Genomic DNA, 21,902 nt, shown 5'->3' with positions numbered 1-21,902 from the left:
GATTCAATGGAGTTTCAACATGGATGTTAGAGCGCCATTTTTTCAGAACATAGCTTGTGTTCTGATCGGGGTTATTTTTCTCAATCCGTTGATGTCTGCAACAGCACAAGTTGTTGTAGATGCCAAAGCTGCGGGCAATACAACGCTGGGGCAGGCTGGCAATGGCGTACCCATCATCAATATTGCGGCGCCTAACGGCAGCGGCCTGTCTCATAACAGCTTTACGGACTACAACGTCGGTAAACAGGGGCTGATCCTGAACAACTCGACTGAACGGACTCAGTCGACTCAGCTTGGGGGCATTATCGTTGGTAACGGTGCCCTGAATGGGCGGGCAGCGGGCGTTATCCTCAATGAAGTGACAGGTCCGCGTGCGAGCCAGATGCTGGGCTATACCGAAGTTGCCGGTAAATCGGCTCATGTCATTGTGGCAAACCCGCACGGTATTACCTGTAACGGTTGTGGCTTTATCAACACCCCCAGAGCGACGCTGACTACGGGTAAACCAATTGTTGAAAACGGTAACCTGAGTCGCTATCAGGTTGATGGTGGGCAGGTTGTGGTTGAAGGCGCAGGGATTGATGCCAGTAACCTCGACAGTTTTGAGCTGATTGCCCGTAGCGCAACGATCAACGCGCAAATCAACGCCAACAAGCTTGCAATAATTGCCGGGGCAAACGACGTAGATGCCAAGACCCTGGCGGCGACGCCGCGTGCTGCCAATCCGGCAGATGCTCCGCAGTTGGCCATCGACTCAAGTGCCTTGGGCGGTATGTATGCCGGAGCAATTCGCTTGGTCGGCACCGAGAAGGGAGTCGGGGTAAAACTGGCCGGCAATATGGCAGCCAGTGCAGGTGATATTCAGATTGATGCAGGTGGCAAGCTCAGCTTGGCTCAGGCATCGACGCAGAGCAATTTGCTTGCCTCGGCCCAGTCCGTTGAACTGACGGGCAATACCTATGCCGCAGGCCGGGTCCAAATCAAGAGTGAGAAGGGCCTGGATAACCAAAAGAGCCTCGCCGCTCGTAATCAGATCAATTTACAAGCAACTCAGATCAGCAATGCTGGAATCATCGAAGCTGGAGTTGAGAGCAATCTGAGCCGTAACGCTCAGGGAGATGTGACGCTCGCAGGTCAGACTATTCGCAACGGTGGCAGTGTCATAGCCAGCCGGGATCTGCAAATCAATGCCGGTGGCCAGCTAAATAATCAAGCAGGTGGCCTCAAAGGAACAGAAACAAGAATCAATGCAGGCCAGTTGAACAATCGAAACGGGCTTATTCAGGCTGAGCGTGAATTGGCTGTTGAAGCCAAACAGGCCATTGATAATCAGAAGGGGGCGCTATCGGGTGCTGACATCAAAGTCAGCACTGCGCAGTTGGATAATCGCGCGGCCAAAGTCACCGCCAGAAATGAACTCAAACTTTCAGCAGATCAGAGTCTTGATAATCAGGGGGGGAGCTTAAAAGGTGCTTCCGCCCGGATTAGCGCGGGAGCGATCAATAACCGCTCAGGGGAAATTGTTTCTGAGCAGCATTTTCAGCTGACCAGTGCCAGTCTGGACAACAGTCAGAAGGGTGTGCTTTCGAGTAAGCAGAATCTGACCCTTAACGTATTGGGGGCGATCAACAATAGCCAATCAGGCAGTTTGGTCAGTCAGGGGAGCCAGCACATTGATGCCGGGAGCATAAACAACAGCCGTGATGGCCTGATCTCGAGCCAGGCAGAGTTAACCCTCCAGGCAGGACAGATTGATAACCGAGCCGGAGGCATTAGTGCTGGTAAGAACCTGACTATTACAAGCACCGCGCTGGATAACAGTGACAAAGGCAGGGTTAACAGTAAGGGCAATACCCAGCTTGCTCTTGAAACGCTGAGCAACACCTCAGCAGGCAGCATCGTCAGTGATGGCACGCTCAAGTTGAAGGCCGGTGACGTCAATAACACCAAGGGGCAAATCGCAGCACAGGGAGATTTGACGGCAGAGGTTGCGGGTGGGGTTATCCAGCAAGGCGGTAAGTTGCTCAGCGAAGGGGCATTGCTGCTCAAGGCTGATCAGATTGACAGTCGGGGCGCAGAGATAGTCGCGAACCAGGGAATTCAAGTCCAGGCGCGTGCTATTGATAACCGGGGCGGGGTGCTTTCGAGCCAAGGTGCCGTACAGCTTAAACTTGCAGAACAGCTGGATAACCAAGGTGGCAAGGTTATTGGGGATTCTGGCCTGAGCTTGACTGTAGCGCGCTTGTTGAATCAGGCCAAAGGGGTCTTAGCAGGGCGTGATGGACTAACGCTAGTAGCTGACAGCCTTAACAACAGCCAGGGCGGCCTCATCAACAGTAAGAGCCGCATCGACGTTACCCTGAGCGGAGATCTGGACAATCAGCAAGAAGGATCCCTGGTTAGTTCAGGAGCAATCACTGTAAAAACAGCTCGCCTCGGCAATCAGGCGGGCGTGATCTCCAGTGCCGGTACACTGACACTTCAGTCCCTAGGGGCTGTGAATAATCAGAGTGGCGCCCTCAAAGGCGGCAAAGTCCAGGTTGATGCAACTGATATCGACAACCGTGACGGAGAGATTTTGTCTGACAGCCAGTTGCATTTGACAGGCAACGGGCTGGACAACCATGACGATGGACTGCTCCTGAGTCAGGCGGAACTGAGCCTGCAGTTCGACAAGATAGATAACCGAACCGGTGCAATCGGTGCTGGTGCTACGCTGGATATTGCTGCCGCAACGTTTGATAACAGTGACGAAGGGCAGGTGAGTGGCAAAGGTAATGCCCAGCTTACTCTGGGGGCTCTGCGCAATACGGCCTCAGGCAGTATAGTCAGCGATGGAAAACTCACCCTCAAGGCTGATGCTGTCAACAATTCGCAGGGGCAGATAGCTGCTCAGGGCGATCTAACCGCAGAGATTGCCAAGGGGCTGACCCAACAGGGCGGCAAGCTGCTTAGCCAGGGGGGCTTGCAGCTTAAGGCTGATCATATTGATAACCAGAATGCACAGATAGCTGCCAATAAGAGCATTCAAACTCAGTCGCGCTCATTTGATAACCGCGGCGGTGAGCTTTCCAGTAAGGGAGCTGTTCTGCTCAACGCGAGTGAGCTGCTGAATAACCAGAGCGGCCAAATCATTGGTGATAATGGCCTGACTCTGACCGTGGCGCGTCTGCTGAATCAGGCCAAAGGGGTTTTAGCAGGGCGAGATGGCGTCACGCTTGTAGCTGACAGTCTCAACAACAGTGACGGCGGCCTCCTCAACAGTAAGCAACGCATCGACATTTCCCTGACCGGTGAGCTGGACAACCAGCGACAAGGACTGCTGAGCGCGGGCAGTATCAGTGTTAAAACGGCACGGCTGGAGAACCAGGCCGGAGTGCTCTCCAGTGTGGGTGAGTTGGTCCTTCAGACTCAGGGGGCTGTGAACAACCAAAGCGGTACGCTGCAAGGCCTGAAAACCCAGGTTATTGCGGGTGGTATTGATAACCGCAGCGGCGAGATTTTGGCTGATGGGCACTTGCAGGTAGACAGCGGCAGTCTGGACAACAGTCAGGACGGTCTTCTCCTCAGTAAGGGGACACTGACAGCAAATATCACCGGTCATCTCAACAACAGTCAGTCAGGCAGCATAGCCAGCCAGGGAAGCCAGCGCCTCGATACCGCAAGCCTGGATAACAGCGCAGACGGTTTGCTGTCGAGCCAGTCAGAGCTAAATCTGAACGCTGGTCAAATTGATAACCGGAGCGGGGCAGTCAGCGCAGTTACAGTCCTGAACATTGCCAGCACGACATTGGATAACGCTGACAAGGGGAAAATAGTCAGCAAAGGTGAGGCACTCATTAGCCTCAAAACGCTGAGCAATACTGCCGCAGGCAGCATTGTTGCCGATGGCAAGCTTGCCCTTAAGGCCGATGAGGTCAACAACTCGCAGGGGCAGATAGCGGCCCAAGGGGATTTGACTGCAGAGGTCGAAAAATCTCTGATCCAGCAGGGAGGTAGTCTTCTTAGCCAAGGTGCATTGCTGCTCAAGGCGGATTTGGTTGATAACCAGAACGCAGAAATCTCCGCGAATCAGGGCATTCAAGTCAGTTCACGCTTGTTTGATAACCGCGGTGGGGAGTTATCGAGTAAAGGTACTGTACGTCTCAGCGCCGCTGAGCAGCTGAATAACCAGGGCGGTTCAGTTATTGGTGACAGTGGGCTAACCCTGACCGTCGCTCGGTTGTTGAATCAAACCAAGGGTGTCCTGGCGGGGCGTGATGGCTTGAGCCTTAAGGGTGACTCGCTGGTTAATACAGATGGCGGCCTTCTCAGCAGTGCAAAGCAAATTGATGTTGTACTTAGCGGCGGCCTGGAAAACCAGCGAAACGGTTTGCTAACCAGCGAAGGTGGGATAACCGTTGACGCAGCAAGTATTAACAACCAAACCGGCAGTTTTTCCGGTGCAGGCAATTTAACGCTGAACAGCCAAGGCGCGCTGAATAACCAAAGCGGCAAGCTGTTAGCGGATGGGCAGCTCAACCTGCAAGGCAGCCAACTCGACAACAGTCACTCAGGCCTTATCAGTGCTAAAGGCGTGGTCACGGTCAATACCGGAGAGCTCAATAACAGCCAGCAGGGCAGCGTTACCAGTAACGCAGATATCACACTGAAGGCAGGTAATGCAGATAACAGCCAAAAAGGCCGTATTGCTGCAAAGGGTGCAATCGACGCCAACTTCACCTCCTTGAGCCAGCAGGCAGAAGGGATGCTGACTAGTGAAACCAGCATCACTCTGGACCTGAATAATGGTGTGCTGACCAATCGCGAGCGGGGGCTGATAGCAACGCCTGGAACGTTACTTTTGCGTCAGATCGCATCGGTGGATAACAGCCTGGGCGGGGAGTTATCCAGTCAAAAAGCCTTCACACTCCAGACGAGTGAACTGAGTAATCAGGGCGGACGGCTGATCAGTGGCGAAACACTGTTGGTACGTATTGCCAGAGTTCTGGATAACAGTCTTAAAGGCGTGCTCTCTGCTGGCGCTGATTTGACTGTAGTGGCCGACAGCCTGAATAACAGTGATGGCGGTACCTTAGTAAGCCGAGGCGACACCAACCTTGAGTTGAAGGGAATCTTTAACAATCAGAATCAGGGGAATGTCGTTGCGGGAACTGAGCTTAAGGCATCCAGCGGCACATTGCAGAACAATAACCAGGGCCTCATCTCAGCCAAAGCTGATCTCGAAATAAATACAGGCACGCTGGACAACCGTTCAGGCGGCCAACTGATCAGCCAGGCAGGCATGAACATCACCAGTGCGGATCTTGATAACCGCTCAGGTGCCCTCAGCAGCAAGCAAAATTTGACTGTTTCTGCGGATAACCTGAATAACAGCGCTCTTGTGAATGGCCAACCTGCAGGACTGATCACAAGCGAGGGCGCTCTCACCATCACCGCCAAGCAGTTGAATTCCAGTGACGGTGGTGAGCTTTCCAGTAAAGGGGATCTGCAGTTACTGGTTGAACAGCTCATACAGCGGCAGGGACGCTTGATCACAGAGAAGGGTTTAAGCCTTGATCTGCAAGGTGGGGATCTGGATAACAGCGCCGGGCTTATCAGTGTACGCGGCCCGCTCAGTATCGAAAATCTGCGAGTACTGAATAACAGTAAAAAAGGCGAGATATCCAGTCAGCAGAGCTTCAGTCTGCTGGCCAAATCTATCGACAACAGCCAACAGGGACGGATCATCAGTTCTGAGCACTTACAACTGAATGTGGATGATCTGGACAACAGTGGCCAGGGCCTTCTTTCAGGTTGGCAAGGGTTGTCTGTTAAAGGTACAAGCCTCAACAACAGTGCATCCGGTACGCTTTCAAGTAAAGAAGGTGCTCTCGACATTAAGCTGGCAGGTGCCCTCGATAATAGTAATCAGGGCGCGATGGTGAGTCTGGGCAAACAGACACTTGCAGCCGCCAGTCTTAATAACGCCAATGGGATTGTCTCAACTGAGGGTGATATTGACCTCAACATAGTAGGCAAACTCAACAACACCCAGAATGGCCTGATATCTGCGAAAAAGACTCTGGAGCTGAATCAGAAGACGGCTCAGATTGAAAACCAGAATGGTCAAATCAATGCCCAGCGTATCCAGCTGCAAGCTCAGAGCTTGAACAACAGCGCTGGATTGCTCAGTAGCCAGAGCACACTAGACCTCAACCTGCAGGGTAGCCTGACTAACATCCAGAATGGACAACTGGCCAGTGCCGGAAACCTGCTGCTGGTCGCCAATAATGTGGATAACAGCGCGGGGCAACTGATCAGTAAAGGCTTGCTCACGCTTACGGCCAATAGCCTGAATAACAGCCAGAAAGGCACTCTGGCAAGCCAAGGGAATCTGCTGCTACGTCTGAACAAAGGCACCTTGCAGAACCAGCGCGATGGTTTGATCTACAGCAAGGCAGGCAGCCTCGATGTACAAGCCGGTAGCCTTAATAACCAAGCCGGTACGTTACTGAGCCAGGGCGATAGTCTTGTGCGCCTTACTGGAGCTATTAATAACCAAGGTGGTCGGGTGGAAAGCCAGACCGGCAAGCTCGACCTTGAAAGCACATCATTTGATAACAGCAACGCTGGTGTACTGAGCAGCAGTAAAGGGTTACTCAAGCTGGTAACCGGCCTGTTCAATAACAATGCAGGTACCGCGCAGGCAAAATCGCTTGAGGTTCAGGCAACTGGCGGCGTGCGTAACCACAAGGGTTTTATCTCTGCGCTTGCGGGAGAAGCACGGGTCAATACGACTGATTTCGATAACCAAGGTGGGGGGCTCTACGCTAGTGGTTTGCTGTCTGTCGCAGGTCAACAGTTCCTCAACCAAGGTGCAGCCTTGGGACAAGGCGGTAAGGTCGGGGCCGGTCGTATCGACTTTGGCCTGTCAGGCATACTCAACAACCAGTTTGGTCAGTTGGAAAGTGAAAGCGATCTGCAGCTGCGCGCCAGCCAGATCAATAACGTGGTCGGTAACCTGAGAGCATTGGGAACGGCCGGGAAAACCCGCCTTATCGCAAGTGGTGGATTGAATAACGCCTACGGCGTTGTAGAAACCGCCAACCAAGACCTGGATCTGCAAATCGGCAGCTTCAATAATGCGGGCGGTCGTGTGCTTCACACCGGGACCGGCACATTTGGCTTGGGTTCTGCTCTCGTAACTCAGGCTGGTGGCAACCTTACCAGCAACGGTCTGCTCAATATCCGTGCAGCAAGTTGGCAAAACAGCAGTGTGCTTCAGGCCGGTAAGCTGGTGCTGGACATTGGAGAGTTTAGCCAGACTGGCAGCGGGCAATTGTTGGCCCGTGAGTCGATCACTGGAACAGGCAATAACTGGTCGAACGACGGACTGCTTGCCAGTGATGGCAGCATCAGCATTAATCTTTCGGGCAAGTACAGCAGTGCGGGTAGGCTCACAAGTCTGGGCAGCCTGACCTTGAACGCTAATGTGGTGGATATCGCCAATACCGCCAGTATTAGCGGTGCAGGTCAGACCACTGTAGGGGGGCGGAGCCTGCTTACCAACGATGGCAAGCTGACCTCAGCCGGGGACATGCTGGTAAATGCCGGAACCCTGAACAACTACGGCACGCTAGGGGCCGCCCAACAACTGAGGATCAATGCCCCAAACCTGCGTAACCAGAATGGCCTGATCTTCAGCGGCACCAATATGGTGCTCGACGTTGACCGACTTACTAACTTCTATGCAGATATCTACAGCCTCGGCGATCTGCGTATCGGTCGTGAAGGTGCGATCGATGGGCAGGCTTCTGTTGAGAACATTTCTGCGACGCTGGAAAGCTCCGGTGATCTTTCGATTCGTACCTGGGCCTTGACCAATCGTAGTGAGAAGTTTGCAGCTGAGCGTAAGCCTGCCTCTGGTGTCATCACCATGCGCTGCTATGACTGCGGTGGAGATAACTACAATGTCGATTTCACACTGAAAGAGACTTACAAGAATACAATCACTGAAGACTCACCCTCTGCCTTTATCTCCGCTGGCAGGGACTTTATCTTCGAGGGGGGGGGACTTACCAACCAGAGAAGTAGCATCACAGCGGCGCGTAACATTACCGCCAATGCGTTCCAATTCGTTAACCAAGGGGCTGTCGCTGGTGATGTGGAGCGGGTTCGCGTCTACAACTGGCAGGTAACAGATGGAACGGTCGAGCGTTTTATGGGCGGTGACATGGCCCAATACAACCAGGCCAATGACCCTAAGTCTTCCAAATACAATCCGGATGCACTCGCGCCTGCACCCTGGAAGTTAGCCAGCTACGGTCGGCTAGTCAGCGATGTAGAACGTGTCACTCCAGGAAGCGAAGGCCACTACGCTGTTGTCCAAGCCGGCGGTAACGTCACCATCAACGCCACCCAAAGCCTTGAAAACAGCGTCATTAATGAGAGTGCAAACTACAAAGGCGGAGCTAGCCGTGTAGGCAATACAAACACGTCCGGAACCGGCAAGACTTTTGTCGTCAAACTCAACCCTCAATTACCGCCAGATCTCGCTCAAAAACAGGTCAACCCGCTGGCATTACCGGGGTTTGCTTTACCGCAAGGTGAAAATGGTTTGTTCCGTTTGAGTGGCCAGGGAGCATCGTCGCTCAACGGACGATCGTCCATTGCGGCCGTTGAGCGCGGAACTGTGAGCGGAGCTACTGTCGGCATCAATACCAGCCACGAACTGTCAAAATTTAAAGTGGAGTCCGGCTCTGCAGTTACGGTTGCGGCAGGACCAGATACTGGAGCAAACGTCAGGCCAAAAGGCGATTACACCTTACCGCAAGATGGACCACTTTCTGCTTCGACTGTTGCTGTAGGGCGTGGCGCAGATATCGGCGCGAACGCAGGTGGCAATCTATTACCGCAAAACCCGACCCTTTCAGGTTCTGCCTGGCAAATTGTCCCAGAGAACGGCAGACAGCATCCGATTAATCAAGACAAGGGCCAGCTAAATGTCCCGGTATTAGTGAGTGCGAAAAACTTCCTCAGTACTGCTATGCCAGCCCATAGCAGCAAATACCTGATCGAAACCAATCCGGAGCTGACCAACCTCAAACAGTTCCTCAGCTCCGATTACCTGTTGGGGGGGCTTGGTAATAACCCCGATGTGGCCCAGAAGCGCCTGGGCGATGGCCTGTATGAGCAGCGCCTGATCCGTGAAGCCATCGTTTCCCGTACCGGGCAACGCTTCCTTGCAGGGGCAGACTCTGACGAAGCCACCTTCCGCTACTTGATGAACAACGCAATCGCCAGCAAAGAAAAGCTGAACCTCTCTGTTGGCGTTAGCCTCAGTGCGGAACAGATAGCTGCACTGACCCACGACATCGTCTGGCTTGAAGAACAAGAGGTTAATGGCGAAAAAGTCCTGGTGCCGGTGCTTTACCTGGCACAGGCAGAGGGACGTCTGGCTCCAAACGGTGCGTTGATTCAGGGGCGCGACCTCAACCTGATCAGCGGAGGTGAGCTGAAGAACAGCGGTACCCTGCGTGCGTCCAACAACCTCAACGCTGTCGGCAATAACATCAGTAACAGCGGCCTGATCGAAGCAGACAACCGCCTAAGCCTGCTCGCCAGTGACACGATCCGCAACAGCCAAGGTGGCGTGATTGCAGGACGTGACGTAAGCCTCACCGCACTGACCGGCGACATCATCAACGAACGCACTGTCTCCCGTTATGAGACCACTACTGGCAACCGCCAGAACGTGCAAGACATTGCCGACAGTGCCGCGCGTATTGAGGCAGCTGAGCGCCTGACGCTTGTGGCCGGGCGGGATGTCGGCAACGTTGGCAGCGTGCTTAGCAGCGGCAGTGACATGCGCATAACGGCAGGACGTGACGTTGCCATCACCTCGGCGGAAACCACTGAGCAGCAGAGCATTGGCAAAAACAATCGTGAGGAGCGTATCCGGCAGATCGGTTCAGAGCTTCAGTCCGGGCGCGACATCGTCATCGGAGCCGGGCGAGATATCGCCGTTGTGGCCAGCGATATAACCGCCACAAGGGATATCGACTTTGATGCCGGACGCAACACGCTGTTGACCTCTGCTGCTAACGAAGAGCACTCCTATTCGAAACGCAAAAAAGTCACCCGTCAGAACGACAGTGTCGAACAGCAATCGACAGAAATCACAGCAGGTGGCAGCGTAAATATCCGCACGGATGAGAACCTGATCCTGCAAGCCAGCGATATCAAGGCAGGCGAAGATGCCTACCTTGTAGCCGGTGAGAGTCTGGCGCTGCTCAGTGCGGAAGATTATGAGTACTCGCTGTACCAGAAAAAGAAAAAGGGCTCATGGGGTCGCAAGAGCTTCCGCCGTGATGAAGTGACCAAAGTCACCAACGTAGGCAGTGAAATCACCACGGGTGGAAACCTGAACCTGGTCAGTGGCGGTGACCAGCTCTACCAGGCTGCCAAGCTGGATAGTGGTGAGGACATCAACATCACCAGCGGCGGTGCAGTGACCTTTGAGGGGGTTAAGGACCAAAGCCAGGAAAGCCACAACAAAAGCAAAAACAGTTGGGCATGGAGCAGCATGAAAGACAAGGGCAGGGTTGATGAAACCTTGCGCCAGAGCCAGCTCACTGCCCAAGGTGAAGTGCTGATTAACGCGGTCGGCGGACTGAAAATCGACGTTAAGCAGATCAACCAGCAAACCGTAAGCCAAAGCATTGATGCAATGGTGAAGGCTGATCCTAGTCTTGCTTGGTTGAAAGAGGCCGAAGCCCGTGGCGATGTGGACTGGCGGCAAGTACGCGAGCTGCATGACAGCTGGAGCAAGAGCCACTCAGGGCTAGGTGGCCCGGCGATGATTGTGATCGCGATTATTGTCACTTACCTGACCTGGGGGGCAGGATCAAGCATGGTGGGAGCTGCGCAAGGTAGTTGGCAGGCTGCCGCTGCAAATACCGTTGCAAGCTCCGTCGCCTCGAATGCCGCTACTAGCACGATTAACAACCGCGGCAATTTGGGGGCTGTAGTTAAAGATGTTACATCCACTGAAGCTGTTCGTGGTTACTTGGTAAGTGGAGCAACCGCTGGACTCACCACCGGACTATTTGATGGCATGCTCCAGACGAAGACCAATCCCTTAACCGGCGAGGTCAAGGTTGATCTTTCTAGTGTTGAGGGTATTGGACGCTTTGCGGGCAATCAGCTATTGCAAAACGGAACATCAACTGTCCTTGATCGTGCTCTCGGGGGAGATAGCACAGTAAGCAATGTTTTACGTGCAAGTCTTGCAAGTACTTTTGCCGCTGCTGGTTTCAACTGGGCTGGTGATATATCAGCCCCCAACAGGTGGGACCTTAAAAACGGAAGCCCTGCCAAGATAGGTTTACATGCAATTGTTGGTGGTCTTGCTGCTGAAGCTGCAGGTGGTGACTTCAAGACAGGCGCGTTAGCCGCTGGGGCTAACGAGGCGCTGGTTGACAGCCTTTCTGACTGGTATGGAAAAATGGATCCGGAGCAGAAGAAAAGTCTGCTCGTGATGAATTCGCAAGTACTTGGGGTGCTTACGGCAACCGCACAGGGCGGTGATGAGAAGGATATGCAGGTTGGATCTTGGGTTGCTAAGAATTCAACGCAATATAACTACCTAGAACATCCGGACGTTAAATCCCTCGACCAAGACATGGCCTCGTGCACTGGGGTGGATGCTGGGAAATGTCAGGAACAAAAGTGGATCAGTGGCGGTTATGACGCTGAAAGCCAGGAACTGTTCGACGTCGCTATGACGACCAGCGGGTCCATGATGGCGAAGTATCGCAGAGACCAGGTTGCCGGCAGCCTTGACGCGTTGATGGCCATGCAATGCTCGACCTCAACCTGCGAGGGCTACAAAGCCACGCTGGTCGAGCGAGCGTTGACCAGCTATGTGCACCTGAGCGATGTGATCGGGGAATGGGCTCCGAGCATGGACCGGTTCTCCTTGATTGCGGGCGGAGCTGTTGGTGGGAAATCCCAGTCGTATGTGAGGCCGGCAGGAACACCTACTCCCGCGGGTATTAGTCAGTTTGAGAAGGCGGTAGAGTATTGGAAAGGCGTGGGGGCAAAAGGCCGCTCGTTGGCAGGGAAAACCATTGATGATTTGTCTAGTGCGGGAAAAGTGTTGGACCCCGCGGATAAATCAGGGCAGCTTTCACTAGCTGGCCGAGCGCTCCAGAAGCATGGCAGCCGAGAAGGTAGCGCATTCCCTAGCGTTAAAGGGAGTCCTTCCGAAATCAATGCTCAAGGTCAAAAAATAGCTGATGATATTTTGAGTAATCCCGCGTCGACCATAACCTACAAAGACACCGGGAGGTTTGGGAAAGTTATGGATGTAGTTGCTCCCGACGGAAGGGGGCTTCGCTACGATGCTAGTGGGAAATTTATTGGTCTGTTGGAGCCGCCGAAGCCATGACACATCTAACCTCTTTGATGAGTAGCCCTCCAGATCGAGAAAATTTGGTTTTCGAAATCTGGTTGGGAACTGATCAACTAGCTGAAGTATCCCACGAACCAGGAAGACCAGTTGAAATCGAAATATACCCGCCTGCTGAAGGCGGGAAGTGGAGTTTTGAGCTTGAAGAATTTATGTCTATGTTGAGTCAGGCAGTTAAAAATTTACAACAGCTATAATTAAGTTGGTCCAAAAGCAACTGGCGAAGTTGTGCCGCCCACGCCTGTTGCGTCTTCAGGTACGACGAGGACAGGTGTTGTTCGTACAAATGCTACTGACTGGCGAATATTGCGTGATAATTGGGACGATCTTGGGTATGGCCAAATATTTAAGAGAAATGGGACAGATTTATTTTCCAGAAAAATATGAAGGATAAATTATTCATAGCCCGTCTAAGCTGAAGGCCTCAAGTGAGGAGGTGGTTATGCCAAGGATGGGGCGTATCGTTTTGCCAAACTATCCACATCATGTGGTTCAGCGAGGGCACAACAGGCAAGTGGTGTTTGCTGATGAGGAGGATTATCAGCGGTACATTACTGACCTGCGAGAGTTGAAGGATGTCTTCGCGAGAAAAGGGGACAGATTTATTTTTCTGGCGGTGAAAGCGTGAATAAATAAATCTGTCCCCTTTTTCGCATCATTATTATCTGGTTATTTGAAAGGGGACTTTCCAGAGGCTGTTACTGCTGAGGCGTTAAGTGATGGTTTTGGGCGTTTTATAAAGCGTTTAGGCCTTCCTGAAAATGTCGCTTCAAAAGTGTCTAATGCTGTTGGTGCTGCCGGAACTTGGGATGTTTTAGTGGGCGCTTCGAAAGAGTTTTATAAAGGTGAGTGATTTTAATTTATTTATGTATAAGAGTAGGTTCTTGGTTGGGTTTGTTTTGTTGCTAGGTATAGTGCTAAATTGCGTTTTAAGATTGGGAGGAGGGGGGTATGAGCTTGTTAGTGCTACATTTGGGCAGGTGTGGTTCGGTCAAGCAGTATTTTCTTATGTAAGGGGGGGGCGAGTATCAATTGGCCCTAGTGGGTTTGAAAAGGATGATGATCCTGTTTGTCGTGCTGTTTTGGCTGGTTTTTCGCTAATTGTGTACATATTGTGTTTTTTCTTATCCTTCAAGGTTTAAGAAAAGGGGGCAGATTTGAATGGCACTTACTTAACATGCTTAGGGTGTCCATGCTTCCTGACATCCGCCCTTGCTGACCGACGAGGTTTGGTCAGTAATGGGTACGCTTGAGGCCTTCGCTTTATTGCTCGCGGTTCGATACGTCCTGAGAAAAGGAGAAAAGGGACAGATTGAACTACCTCCGATATTTCGGACACGCTATGAATTCAATCCCTCCCGCAGCTTCTAACTACTCCTCCCTCGTCTAAAAACCAACGCCTTCAACGCACTATCCGGATTGCTATCCGGGAACTCCGGTGGGTTCTCCAAGCGCTCGATAAACTTGAGTTGTGGGGCCTGTTCGTTCATTGCGTTGATCAGATATTCCGGGCCGATTTCCGGGTCGTTGCTGCAGGCCAGGACAGTTCCGTTTTCACTGAGCAATTCGGGCAGGCGGCGCAGGACTTTGGGGTAGTCCTTGCTGAGGACAAAGCTGCCGCGCTGGAAGGAGGGCGGGTCGATGATGATCAGGTCGTACGGGCCGGATTTGCGCAGTTTGCCCCAAGAGTTAAACAGGTCGTGGCCGAGGAATGACACCTTGCTCAGGTCGTGATGGTTCAGTCGGTGATTATCACGGCCACGGGCCAGCGCTGCTTTGGCCATGTCCAGATTGATCACCTGCTGAGCTCCGCCTGCAAGGGCTGCTACGGAGAAGCCGCAGGTGTAAGCAAACAGGTTGAGCACCCGTTTACCGGCAGACTGCTGTTGCACCCATTGGCGGCCCAGGCGCATGTCCAGAAACAAGCCGCTGTTCTGCTTTTTGCCCAGATCAAGGCGGTAGCTCAAGCCGTGTTCGCAGATGTCCCAGTGGTCCTGCGGCTCGCCCAGCAACCACTCGCTTGGGCTCTCCGGCAGGTAGCGCAGTTGCACAAGCAGGCTGTGCCCTTGGCTGGTTTGCCAGGCCTCACTGTTGCTCAAGTCAAGCAGCATGGCGCGTAGTGCGTCCAGTACCTCATCACTCACAGGTTTGAACAGCGTTACCAGCAGCACGCCTTGTAACCAGTCCACTGTGATCTGTTCCAGCCCTGGCCAGCAGCGCCCCCGGCCGTGAAAGAGGCGGCGGGTTTCGGTTGGGGCAGGGGTGAGAGCGTTTAGTAGGTGCTCTTGCAGGGTCTTGAGGTTAGCTGGTGTCATAGCGGTGCATCGGCGGTGTGGGCGTCTATGGTAGCAGGTGCTTGCATGCTGCATGGGGCGTGCAGATCGTCAGCTGATGGGAGCCAAGGCCTGTCCTTGAGGCTTTGGCTTGAAACTTATGGCAATCATGACCCTCTCAGCTGCTGAGATTTTTGATGATTTGGTCAGCTCGGCGGCCTGTGTTTTTTTTTACAGCACGCTAGAATGCGCGCCGTTGAGCATGGAGCAGTTTGCCTGCCACTGTTTGACCACCAAGATTTTTTCCGGCGACGTTAGAAAGCTGACGCAGCTGGGCTATAACTATTTTGCTTTTCGCAAGTCATGAGGTTGGAACATGAGCGACGAAGATCTGGAACACGACGAGTTAGACGGCGCTGACGAAGACGAAGGCGAAGAACTGGCCGCGGCTGATGATGTTGATGGTGCTGATGACATCGAGGGTGATGACGAGATCGCACCGGCGGCCAAAAGCAAGAAGGCCAAGGCTGTTGTCGATGTAGACGAGTTGCCGAGCATCGAGGCCAAGCAGAAGGATCGTGATGCGCTGGCGCGCGCGATGGAGGAGTTTCTGGCCCGTGGCGGTAAGGTTCAGGAGGTTGAGCCGAACGTCGTGGCTGATCCGCCCAAGAAGCCAGACAGCAAATACGGCAGCCGCCCTATCTAAGCTGGCTTAAAGAAAACCCGTATACCTTATGGTTACGGGTTTTTTTCTATGGGGTGCGGTTTAGCTCCAGCGCTTGAGCAGCTCTGGGAGTTGCGAGAGGCTGCGGATTTCGGCGTCAGGCTGATAGTCGGCTTCCCAGGTTTTGCCCTGTGGGTTGAACCAGATGGCACGTAGTCCGGCGCCCTGAGCACCGGCGATGTCGTCGGTTGGGTGGTCGCCGATATGCACGGCCAGCTCGGCGCTGCTGCCTGCGCGCTTAAGGGCCTCTTGGAAGGGAATAGGATCGGGTTTGCCGATGCCCAGCTCTTCAGCGTTTAAGGCAAATTGAAAATAGTCTGCGATGCCGATGCGGTGTACATCCGCATTGCCATTGGTGATAACCCCCAGTTGAAAGTCCTGTGCCAGGCTGTGCAGCGTGGGCCGTGCATCGCTGTACAACTCGACCCGGTTGCGGGCCTCCAAGAACGTTTCAAAGGCCTCTTCGGCCAAGGTTTGCGCTTGTGAGGCTGCGTAGCCAGCGCTGTGCAGGGCGTGGGCTAAGGCGCGGCGGCGCAGTTCACTGATGCGGTGCTTGAGGCCGGGGTCTTCGGCTAATAGGGCGCTGCGAATCTTCCAGTAGTCTTCGAATGGCAACGCACCCAGCCGAGGTGCATAGGTGGCCAGCCAGTCACGCAAGACGATTTCGGCCGCCTCAATGGCGGGGGCAACATCCCACAGCGTGTCGTCCAGATCGAAGGTGATCAGTTGAATACTCATTCGCTGCTGTCCTTGCGTTTAGCCCTTGGGTGAGCTTGATCGTAAACCGCTGCCAGGTGTTGGAAGTCCAAGTGGGTATAAACCTGAGTCGTGGCAATGTCGGCATGGCCAAGGAGTTCTTGCACGGCACGTAGGTCTTGGGACGACTCCAGCATATGGCTGGCGAAACTGTGTCGCAGCATGTGAGGGTGCACGTGTTGCCCCAGTTCGCGCACTCCAGCCTGACGTACCCGTAACTGTACGGCGCGAGGGCCAATGCGTCGGCCCTGTTGGCTGATAAATACAGCACCGTCAGCAGGTCGGGCCATGGCTCGCAGAGGCAGCCAGTTCTCCAAGGCTTTACGGGCTTTGCTGCCCACCGGCAGTTCTCGGGTTTTGTTGCCTTTACCGAGCACGCGCACCAGACCTGAGGGCAGGTCCAAATCGTCGAGGTTGAGGTTAACCAGCTCCGACAGGCGCAGGCCGGAGGAGTAGAACAGTTCCAGCATGGCCTGATCACGCAGGGCGATGAAGTCGTCTTCCAGCGCACCATCCAGCAGTTGTGCGGTGCGATCGGTGTCCAGCGTTCTGGGCAGGCGCCGTTCGCCTTTTGGTGGTGTCAGGCCGCTGGCTGGATCGCTTTCGCAATGGCCTTCGCGAATCAGGTAGCGGTACAAGCCGCGTGTTGCCGAGAGCAGGCGGGCCAGGCTGCGGCTGGATTGCCCCTGCATGTGCAGGCGGCCGATCAGGCGGCGCAGCTGAGCGCTGTCCAGCTCACGCCAGTGCTGCATGTGTTCGGTCTGACAAAAGCTCAGGACTTTGCTCAGGTCCTGGTTATAGCCGCTCAGGCTATGGGGAGAGAGCTGGCGCTCACTGCGCAGGTGTTCGAGGTAGGCATCCAGTAGGTCTTGCATGGAGGCTCCCGCCGGGGCGCTGCCACCCCGGTGTAGGATCAGCGTACCGAACGTAGCGGTGTCGCGTGGCTGGGCACAACGCGGGCCAGGACTTCGGCGATATAGCCGAGGAACAGGGTGCCAATTGAGCTTTTGTAATGCTGCGGGTCGGCACTGCCAATGGCCAGTACACCGTGGTTGCCCTGATGGTTAATCGCGACTACAGCCGCTGAGCCGATCTGGCTGCCGTCTTCCTCACCGAAGAGGAAGTTCAGCTCATGCTCGCGCAGGCCGCCGCAGATGGTTTTGCCGCCGCTGAGCAGGCCGCCGATGGCTTGTTGAGCCTCGGCGCTGGTAACCGAACGGCCGACCGGTAAGGGCGCGTCGCTGAACAGGATGAGGCCGACAAAGGGCACCTGAAACTCACGGCGCAGGCTGTCTTCAACGCAACTGACGACTTCTTCCAGGCTGTTGGCGTCCAGCAGATCTAGGATCAGGCGGCGGGTCTTTTCAAACAGGCGGTCGTTGTCACGGGCAACGTCCATCAGTTGCGAAAGGCGGTGGCGCATCTCGATGTTGCGGTCGCGCAGCAGTTTGACCTGACGCTCCACCAGCGACACGGTATCGCCACGTTGGTGTGGAATACGCAGATCAGGGATCAACTCGTCGTGGTCGATAAAGAACTCCGGGTGCAGGCGCAGATAGGCTGCGACGGTCTCGGAATCCAGTACCTGTGGGGCGTCCTGTGTATCGGTCATAAGCGAACCTGTCCTTCGTATACGCGTACTGCTGGGCCGGTCATCATAACGGGCTGGCCTGGGCCTGCCCACTCGATGTGCAGTTTGCCGCCCGGCAGCTCGATCTGCACCGGCGAATCCATCCAACCCTGGCTAATGGCTGCCACAGCCGCAGCGCAGGCACCTGTGCCGCAGGCCTGGGTTTCACCGACACCACGTTCCCATACGCGCAGTTTGGCGTGACTGCGGTCGAGCACTTGCAGGAAACCAATATTGGCCCGCTGCGGAAAGCGTGGGTGGTGCTCAAGTTTCGGACCGAGGCTATGCACGGGGGCTGTTTCGACATTATCCACGCGCAGCACACCATGGGGGTTGCCCATGGAGATGGCCGCGAGCTCGACCTGCTGGCCGTCGACTTCAACCTGATAGCTCAGGGCCTGTTGCTCAGCCTGGAACGGCACTTGTGCCGGTTGCTGGCGCGGAGCACCCATGTCCACGGTGATCTGGCCGTCGTGACGGACATTCAGCTCGATGATGCCGCTCTTGGTTTCAACGCGGATCAGCTTCTTGGTGGTCAGGCGCTTGTCCAGTACAAAACGGGCAAAGCAGCGTGCACCATTACCGCATTGCTCAACTTCCGAGCCATCGGCGTTGAAAATGCGGTAGCGGAAATCCACGTCTGGGTTGCTCGGCGGCTCCACAATCAGTAACTGGTCGAAACCAATACCGGTATGGCGATCGCCCCAGTGTTTGACGTTTTTCGGCTGGATGTGCGCGTGCTGGCTGATCAGGTCAAGGACCATGAAGTCATTACCGAGGCCGTGCATCTTGGTAAAACGCAGAAGCATAGGCTGATCCTTTAACTCGGCAGGCAGCTCTCGCCGGCGAACAGCTCGGTGAGGGTTTCGCGGCGGCGCACTTCAAAGGCCTCGTCGCCATCCACCATCACCTCAGCCGCACGGCCGCGAGTGTTGTAGTTGGAGCTCATGACAAAACCGTAAGCACCGGCAGAACGTACAGCCAGCAGGTCCGCTTCTGCCAGTACCAGCTCGCGGTCTTTGGCGAGGAAGTCACCGGTTTCGCAGATCGGGCCGACAATGTCATAGCGACGTGCTTCGCCGTCGCGCGGCTGCACCGCCGACACGTCCATCCAGGCTTGATACAGCGCCGGACGGATCAGGTCGTTCATCGCCGCATCAACAATGGCGAAGTCTTTGTGCTCGGTGTGCTTGAGGTATTCGACGCGGGTCAGCAGCACGCCTGCGTTGGCGACGATATAACGGCCCGGCTCGAAAACCAGGGCCAGATCACGCCCCGTCAGACGCTGGCGAATTGCCTGTACGTAATCGCCTGCGACCGGCGGTTGCTCGTCGCGGTACTGCACGCCAAGGCCGCCACCGAGATCTAGGTGCTTGATGGTGATGCCGCGCTCGGCCAGACGGTCGATCAGAACCAGCAGGCGGTCCAGGGCGTCGAGGAACGGCGGCAACGTGGTCAGCTGGGAGCCGATGTGGCAGTCCACGCCGATGATGTTCAGGTTCGGCAGCTCGGCAGCGCGGGCATAAACTGCCTCGGCCTGCTCGATATCGATGCCGAATTTGTTTTCTTTAAGGCCGGTGGAGATGTACGGGTGAGTACCTGCGTCCACGTCCGGGTTCACGCGCAGGGAGACGGGCGCCTGTTTGCCCATTTCGGCTGCGACGACTTGCAGGCGCTCCAGCTCTTCGCTGGATTCAACATTAAAGCAGTGCACGCCCACTTCTAGTGCGCGGCGCATGTCGTCACGGCTCTTACCGACGCCTGAGAACACCACTTTAGCCGGATCGCCACCGGCGCTAATGACGCGCTCAAGCTCACCACGGGAAACGATATCGAAACCGGCACCCAGGCGCGCCAGCACATTCAGCACACCGATGTTGGAGTTGGCTTTTACCGCAAAGCAGACCAGATGCGGCATACCTTGCAGGGCGTCGGTGTAGCTGCGGTACTGCGCCTCAATGTGGGCGCGGGAGTAAACGTAAGTCGGTGTGCCGAAACGCTGTGCAATCGCGGACAGGGCAACACCTTCCGCGAACAGCTGACCGTCGCGGTAGTTGAAAGCGTTCATGAACAGTCCTTATTCGGTTTGCGCGGCGGCAGGTTTGCTTTCGTCAGGCAGGTACAGAGGACCTTTCTGGCCGCAACCTGCGAGCAGGGTGCTGACGGCAAGCATCGCGATAAAGGCTGTGAACAGGCGCTTCATGGTGAAATCCTTGAAAAAATGCATGATTGCACCGGAGTATACCGAGCGCCAGACGCCTTGCCTATTCGCCGGGCATCCCGTCTGGCGCGGCTTTGCCTGTAATGTTGCAGGCTTGTGTATGACCACTGCGGTAATCGGGAGCCAGGATGGAACAGTCGCTCAACCTCAGCAGTTCGGTTTCTGTCGCTTATGTTCAGGGTTTGCTGGATTACCTCGGGCGACGGGGTCTGGATATGACGGAGTTGCTGCAGCAGGTGCGTCTAAACCCGCACATACTGACCCAGCGCGATCAGCGTATTGCTGCCAGTACCTATCTTGAGCTTCTGGAGCTTGGCAGGAAGCTGACCGGGGACGACAGCCTTGGCCTGCACGTGGGGGAGTCGGTGCGTCCTGGCTATTACGGCGTACTGGGCTACCTGATCATGAGTTGTGCAACGTTGGCTGATGCGCTGCATCGGCAGGCGCGGTATGCCTCGCTGGTGGGCAACCTTGGCCGTGTCGACCTAGCGGATGAGCCGCCCCGGGAGGGCTGGGAGGCGCATGTCGTACACAGTTGGGTGCCTTATTCGACGCAACAGCAGCGGCAGTTGAGTGAGGAAACCTTGGCCGGGTGGGTGACATTCGGGCGCTGGATAAGCGGTCTGGATATTCCGCCCAGTGAGGTGCGCTTTCAGCATGCTGCACCGCCAGACACTTCGGAGCATGCGCGAATTTTTCGTTGCCCGGTTTTGTTTGGTCAGGCAGATAACGCTTTGGTCTTTCCCAAACGGCTATTGCCGACCCCGCTGGGGCAGGCGGATGCTCAGCTCAGGCTGATGCTGGATGCCTATGCCGAGCGCCTGTTGGCGGAAAGCCAGCAGGGCCATAGCGTGCTGGACCGGGCGCGGATGGAGCTTTTTCGATTGCTGCCGGAGTCTGGCGCTGATTTGCAACAGATTGCAGAAAAGCTGGCCATGAGCCCAAGAACCTTACAGCGCCGCCTGAGTGAAGCCGGGATGTCATTCAACCAACTGGTGGATGACACCCGCCAGCAACTGGTGCTGCATTACTTGCGCGACCCGGCGCTGGAATTGACCGAAATTGCCTTTTTGGTGGGCTTTAGTGAGTCGGGCTCTCTGGCCAGAGCTTTTCGCCGTTGGACTGGGCAAACACCCGGCGAATACCGCCGCCAGCTGTCGCCTTGAGATGAGTTTCTGCTTTGTGCCTTGCTTAACCGCCAAGGGCACGGTTTCATAGCGCGAAGTTCGAAATGTGTCGTGCTGATTTTTTGAGGTAGCCGTAATGAGTTTGACTGAAGCCCGTTTCCACGATCTGGTCGACGCCACCCAGCAAGCGGTGGAAGACATTTTTGATGACAGCGACCTGGATCTTGACCTGGAAAACTCGGGTGGTGTGCTAACTGTGCGTTTCGAGAACGGCACACAACTGATTTTCAGCCGTCAGGAGCCGCTGCGTCAGCTGTGGTTGGCGGCGCGTTCGGGTGGCTATCACTTCGATTATGACGAGGAGAGCAGCCAGTGGGTGTGTGACAGCAGTGACGAAGCGTTGGGTGAGATGCTGGCGCGCATCACCTTGGAGCAATCCGGTGCAGAACTCGACTTCGACGAGATCTGACAGTCCAAGGCAGAAGGTGGCCTCACCCTGTCGTCGGCAATGTTGTCTGAATAATCAAGATATGTGCTTGGGTTGCGGGCGCCTTCTGGCAGAAATCCTGCAATGGGCCGCCCTAGACAGTGCCGCACGTCGGCAGGTTTGCGCACAGTCAATGCAGCGACTGCAGGCGGCTAAACAGGCCCATACAGAGTAGGGTCTTGTTTATTTAATTGGCTGTGGTAGGGTCAATGCAAATTCAGCGAAAACCC

The 21,902-nt window shown here is 55.1% G+C and carries 14 protein-coding genes and 1 pseudogene; 8 read left to right on the top strand and 7 right to left on the bottom strand.

Going from position 1 to position 21,902, the window contains the following annotated elements; genetic code table 11:
- Positions 1-19 precede the first annotated feature (19 nt).
- The 3 genes and pseudogenes from WG219_20080 (at position 20) to WG219_20070 (ending at position 13,037) form a co-directional block, all read left to right on the top strand.
- Complete coding sequence (locus tag WG219_20080; protein WXL25567.1) at positions 20-12,433, top strand: filamentous hemagglutinin N-terminal domain-containing protein; 12,414 nt, start codon at positions 20-22, stop codon at positions 12,431-12,433.
- The gene (locus tag WG219_20075) at positions 12,430-12,651 is read left to right on the top strand and encodes a hypothetical protein (GenBank protein ID WXL25566.1); all 222 of its coding nucleotides are present in this window, start codon (positions 12,430-12,432) and stop codon (positions 12,649-12,651) included. The genes WG219_20080 and WG219_20075 overlap by 4 nt, the downstream gene beginning before the upstream one ends.
- A 245-nt stretch (positions 12,652-12,896) precedes the next feature.
- A pseudogene (locus tag WG219_20070) lies at positions 12,897-13,037 on the top strand (transposase).
- A gap of 784 nt (positions 13,038-13,821) precedes the next feature.
- Here the strand turns inward: WG219_20070 and WG219_20065 are convergent.
- Positions 13,822-14,769, bottom strand: a complete 948-nt coding sequence (locus WG219_20065) for a class I SAM-dependent methyltransferase (GenBank protein ID WXL25565.1) — start codon at positions 14,767-14,769, stop codon at positions 13,822-13,824.
- Between the two features lie 118 nt (positions 14,770-14,887).
- Between WG219_20065 and WG219_20060 the strand changes: the two genes are divergently transcribed.
- Together WG219_20060 and sutA are read left to right on the top strand one after the other, a co-directional pair.
- Complete coding sequence (locus WG219_20060) at positions 14,888-15,094, top strand: hypothetical protein (protein ID WXL25564.1); 207 nt, start codon at positions 14,888-14,890, stop codon at positions 15,092-15,094.
- A 9-nt stretch (positions 15,095-15,103) separates the two neighbouring features.
- Positions 15,104-15,433: a transcriptional regulator SutA gene (sutA, locus tag WG219_20055; GenBank protein ID WXL25563.1), complete on the top strand. Its 330-nt coding sequence runs from the start codon at positions 15,104-15,106 to the stop codon at positions 15,431-15,433.
- Between the two features lie 60 nt (positions 15,434-15,493).
- On the opposite strand, the gene WG219_20050 is transcribed toward sutA, so the two are convergent.
- The 6 genes from WG219_20050 to WG219_20025 are packed head-to-tail and all read right to left on the bottom strand — an operon-like array spanning position 15,494 to position 20,040.
- Positions 15,494-16,189, bottom strand: a complete 696-nt coding sequence (locus tag WG219_20050) for an HAD-IA family hydrolase (protein WXL25562.1) — start codon at positions 16,187-16,189, stop codon at positions 15,494-15,496.
- Positions 16,186-17,082 (bottom strand): tyrosine recombinase XerC, encoded by an 897-nt coding sequence (gene xerC / locus WG219_20045; GenBank protein WXL25561.1) that lies wholly within the window; start codon positions 17,080-17,082, stop codon positions 16,186-16,188. Before xerC ends, WG219_20050 begins: the two co-directional genes overlap by 4 nt.
- A 38-nt stretch (positions 17,083-17,120) precedes the next feature.
- Positions 17,121-17,819, bottom strand: a complete 699-nt coding sequence (locus WG219_20040; GenBank protein WXL25560.1) for a DUF484 family protein — start codon at positions 17,817-17,819, stop codon at positions 17,121-17,123.
- Entirely contained in the window at positions 17,816-18,646 is an 831-nt protein-coding gene (gene dapF, locus WG219_20035) for a diaminopimelate epimerase (GenBank protein WXL25559.1), read from the bottom strand. The genes WG219_20040 and dapF overlap by 4 nt, the downstream gene beginning before the upstream one ends.
- Before the next feature lie 11 nt (positions 18,647-18,657).
- Complete coding sequence (gene lysA / locus WG219_20030) at positions 18,658-19,905, bottom strand: diaminopimelate decarboxylase (GenBank protein WXL25558.1); 1,248 nt, start codon at positions 19,903-19,905, stop codon at positions 18,658-18,660.
- Positions 19,906-19,914: 9 nt separating this feature from the next.
- Positions 19,915-20,040, bottom strand: coding sequence for a lipoprotein (locus WG219_20025; protein ID WXL25557.1), 126 nt, complete (start codon positions 20,038-20,040; stop codon positions 19,915-19,917).
- Between the two features lie 146 nt (positions 20,041-20,186).
- Between WG219_20025 and WG219_20020 the strand changes: the two genes are divergently transcribed.
- The 3 genes from WG219_20020 (at position 20,187) to WG219_20010 (ending at position 21,847) form a co-directional block, all read left to right on the top strand.
- On the top strand, positions 20,187-21,224 hold the full coding sequence (locus tag WG219_20020) for an AraC family transcriptional regulator (protein WXL25556.1): 1,038 nt from the start codon (positions 20,187-20,189) through the stop codon (positions 21,222-21,224).
- Between the two features lie 97 nt (positions 21,225-21,321).
- Positions 21,322-21,654 carry an iron donor protein CyaY gene (gene cyaY / locus WG219_20015; protein WXL25555.1) on the top strand — a complete coding sequence of 111 codons (333 nt, stop codon included), beginning with the start codon at positions 21,322-21,324 and terminating at the stop codon, positions 21,652-21,654.
- Between the two features lie 61 nt (positions 21,655-21,715).
- Positions 21,716-21,847: a DUF1289 domain-containing protein gene (locus WG219_20010; GenBank protein WXL25554.1), complete on the top strand. Its 132-nt coding sequence runs from the start codon at positions 21,716-21,718 to the stop codon at positions 21,845-21,847.
- Positions 21,848-21,902 lie beyond the last annotated feature (55 nt).

Origin of the sequence: Pseudomonas mendocina (genome assembly GCA_037482215.1) — a bacterium.
GTDB lineage: Bacteria > Pseudomonadota > Gammaproteobacteria > Pseudomonadales > Pseudomonadaceae > Aquipseudomonas > Aquipseudomonas mendocina_E.
Note: the sequence above shows the minus strand (reverse complement) of the source record. Positions and strands in the feature narration are given on the sequence as shown.

Excerpts from the sequence above, each read along its gene's own strand:
- WG219_20080 (WXL25567.1), top strand. The coding sequence starts at position 20 with ATGGATGTTAGAGCGCCATTTTTTCAGAACATAGCTTGTGTTCTGATC.
- WG219_20075 (WXL25566.1), top strand. The coding sequence starts at position 12,430 with ATGACACATCTAACCTCTTTGATGAGTAGCCCTCCAGATCGAGAAAAT.
- WG219_20065 (WXL25565.1), bottom strand. The coding sequence starts at position 14,769 with ATGACACCAGCTAACCTCAAGACCCTGCAAGAGCACCTACTAAACGCT.
- WG219_20060 (WXL25564.1), top strand. The coding sequence starts at position 14,888 with ATGGCAATCATGACCCTCTCAGCTGCTGAGATTTTTGATGATTTGGTC.
- sutA (WXL25563.1), top strand. The coding sequence starts at position 15,104 with ATGAGCGACGAAGATCTGGAACACGACGAGTTAGACGGCGCTGACGAA.
- WG219_20050 (WXL25562.1), bottom strand. The coding sequence starts at position 16,189 with ATGAGTATTCAACTGATCACCTTCGATCTGGACGACACGCTGTGGGAT.
- xerC (WXL25561.1), bottom strand. The coding sequence starts at position 17,082 with ATGCAAGACCTACTGGATGCCTACCTCGAACACCTGCGCAGTGAGCGC.
- WG219_20040 (WXL25560.1), bottom strand. The coding sequence starts at position 17,819 with ATGACCGATACACAGGACGCCCCACAGGTACTGGATTCCGAGACCGTC.
- dapF (WXL25559.1), bottom strand. The coding sequence starts at position 18,646 with ATGCTTCTGCGTTTTACCAAGATGCACGGCCTCGGTAATGACTTCATG.
- lysA (WXL25558.1), bottom strand. The coding sequence starts at position 19,905 with ATGAACGCTTTCAACTACCGCGACGGTCAGCTGTTCGCGGAAGGTGTT.
- WG219_20025 (WXL25557.1), bottom strand. The coding sequence starts at position 20,040 with ATGAAGCGCCTGTTCACAGCCTTTATCGCGATGCTTGCCGTCAGCACC.
- WG219_20020 (WXL25556.1), top strand. The coding sequence starts at position 20,187 with ATGGAACAGTCGCTCAACCTCAGCAGTTCGGTTTCTGTCGCTTATGTT.
- cyaY (WXL25555.1), top strand. The coding sequence starts at position 21,322 with ATGAGTTTGACTGAAGCCCGTTTCCACGATCTGGTCGACGCCACCCAG.
- WG219_20010 (WXL25554.1), top strand. The coding sequence starts at position 21,716 with ATGTGCTTGGGTTGCGGGCGCCTTCTGGCAGAAATCCTGCAATGGGCC.